The sequence below is a fragment of the Planktotalea sp. genome, from assembly GCF_049680325.1.
GTDB lineage: Bacteria > Pseudomonadota > Alphaproteobacteria > Rhodobacterales > Rhodobacteraceae > Planktotalea.
On the sequence record NZ_JBAUHO010000110.1, the window covers coordinates 1 to 1,995 of the forward strand.

3 protein-coding genes are annotated in these 1,995 nt (G+C 57.5%); all 3 read left to right on the forward strand.

Going from position 1 to position 1,995, the window contains the following annotated elements:
* Window positions 1-994, forward strand: a 994-nt coding sequence (locus WBC85_RS04595; protein ID WP_424433499.1) for a type IV secretory system conjugative DNA transfer family protein, incomplete at its 5' end; no start/stop codon positions are given.
* The gene (locus WBC85_RS04600; RefSeq protein WP_424433500.1) at window positions 991-1,377 is read left to right on the forward strand and encodes a hypothetical protein; all 387 of its coding nucleotides are present in this window, start codon (window positions 991-993) and stop codon (window positions 1,375-1,377) included. The genes WBC85_RS04595 and WBC85_RS04600, both read left to right, overlap by 4 nt.
* Window positions 1,378-1,402: 25 nt before the next feature.
* On the forward strand, window positions 1,403-1,995 hold a 593-nt coding region (locus tag WBC85_RS04605), incomplete at its 3' end, for a hypothetical protein (protein ID WP_424433501.1).

Genomic DNA, 1,995 nt, shown 5'->3' on the forward strand with positions numbered 1-1,995 from the left:
GTATTTCAGGGACGCAGCACGGAACCTGCTCGAAGGACTGATCCTCTATATCTCCACGCGCGGCAGACCACAAAAATGCACTTTGCCCGAGCTGTGGCGGGTCGTGAAAAGCACTGACCTTCTGGAAATGACGTTTGTCGATATGGTGAAGTCTAACGCAATCGATGGCGTGGTCGCCGCTTACGGGCAGGAATTCCTGACCCAATTCGAAGAAGGCGCGCGTCAGTTCGCCGACTTCCGCACAGGCGTTTCCAACGCGCTCCAGATATTCCGCCCTGGCGGGCTGCTTGCCGATGCCGTGTCTGGCTCGGATGTCAGCCTGCAAGACCTCAAGGCCGAAGGCACGACTGTTTATGTGATGATCCCCGCCGAAAGGATCGCCGATTATGGCGTTTGGCTGGCGCTTGTCACGCGCCATGCGATTAGCGCCGTTGCGACAAGGCAAGGCGGCGAGCGGGTTCTGTTCCTGCTCGACGAGTTTGCAAACATGGGGCGGATTGCGGGGCTGGCCGAAGCGCTAACGCTGTTGCCTGGCTATGGCGTTCGCGTGTGGGCGATTGTTCAAGACCTCTCGCATCTCGTCCAAGTCTATGGGCGCGAGACAACGAACATCATCCTGAGCCAATCCGAAGTGAAGCAGTTCTTCGCGGTGCAGGATATGGAGCTGGCGGTGCGCTTGTCGCGGCTGATGGGCGAGAATTCGATCATCACCCGTAACTACAATCTCGGGCAAACCGATGATGACGAGCTTGGCGTCAGCGTTTCCGAACGCGGCGTGCCGCTCATGCTGCCGCAAGAAGTCATGGGGCTGCCCGAAGGTCGGCAACTTCTGTTCGTGAAGGCCGCCCCGCCGATCATCGGCGAGAAAGTCCGTTACTGGGATGTCGCCCCGTGGGGCGACTGGGCTGAACCAAACCCGATGGAAGGCGATCATCCACGCGGCGGCAAGCCGCAACTGCGGCTTCGGTATTCCCGCAAAGGGGGACAAGCATGAGTAAGTTCAAAATCGACGTTCTGGGCAAAAAAGCCCCGCGCCCGAACAAGCACGGGCCGAAGGTCAGCGAACGCATGGCAACGGCGCAAAGCGAGAGAAGTCTCACGCGCAAAATCGCGGGCTGCATCTGGTTCGTTGTAAAACCACGCCGCCCGACATGGGCGCTCGGTGCTCTGGCTTTCGTGGTTGTCGCCTTCGGCACGCCGCATCTGCTCGCCTGGCACAACTGTACAGGCACAGGCGCAGGGTCGCGTTGCTACGAGTGCCGCTATCTCGGCTTCCAAGGTGTGTGGAGCCATATGGGGCCGAACTGGAATTGTCCCGTGATCGCCATGATCCCTGTGAATTGGGGCATATTGGCAAAGCAAATCGGAATTCGGTGAAAACCTAAGGATTGAGGGAAAAGCAATGAACGTAGTTGAAACGATCAAACATAAGATCACTGGCAAGCCGCGCGTTACGCGAAACGGTGAGCGGGTTATTCTTACCGCCTCGCACCGCCTGCCATCCAGTGGCAATGAAGAGCTGACTTTGCTGCGCATTGTCAGTGTTATCGGAACCGCTGGCATTCTGGTTGCGCATTATCGCCCCGAAACGGCGTTTGTGGCGGATAGTAATGTTCTTTTGGAACAAGCCAATATTGTCATTGTCGGCCTTGCGAACGCATTCGGAAAGCTCCGCGATGTAGTAGAGCAGCAAACGCTTGACGTTCCGCTTGAAAGCCTTCGCGGGTGGGCTGTCGCACTGACTTTCTTGGGCGGAACATTCGTGTTCCGGCATTCCGGCCTGTTCGATCTCTACACATGGCTGACCAATCGCGAGCATGTCAGGCTCACTATCGACAATGACCATTTGAGCTTGGGGCGCGGGATGTTCCGCTTCCCAAAGCAAATTGCGCGGGGCGAGATTCAGGATGTCCTGATCCTCCCCAACCACCGCACAGGCCATGACGTGATGGTGCAGCATAATGGCGATTTGCTTCGTGTTGCGAGCATCTACGG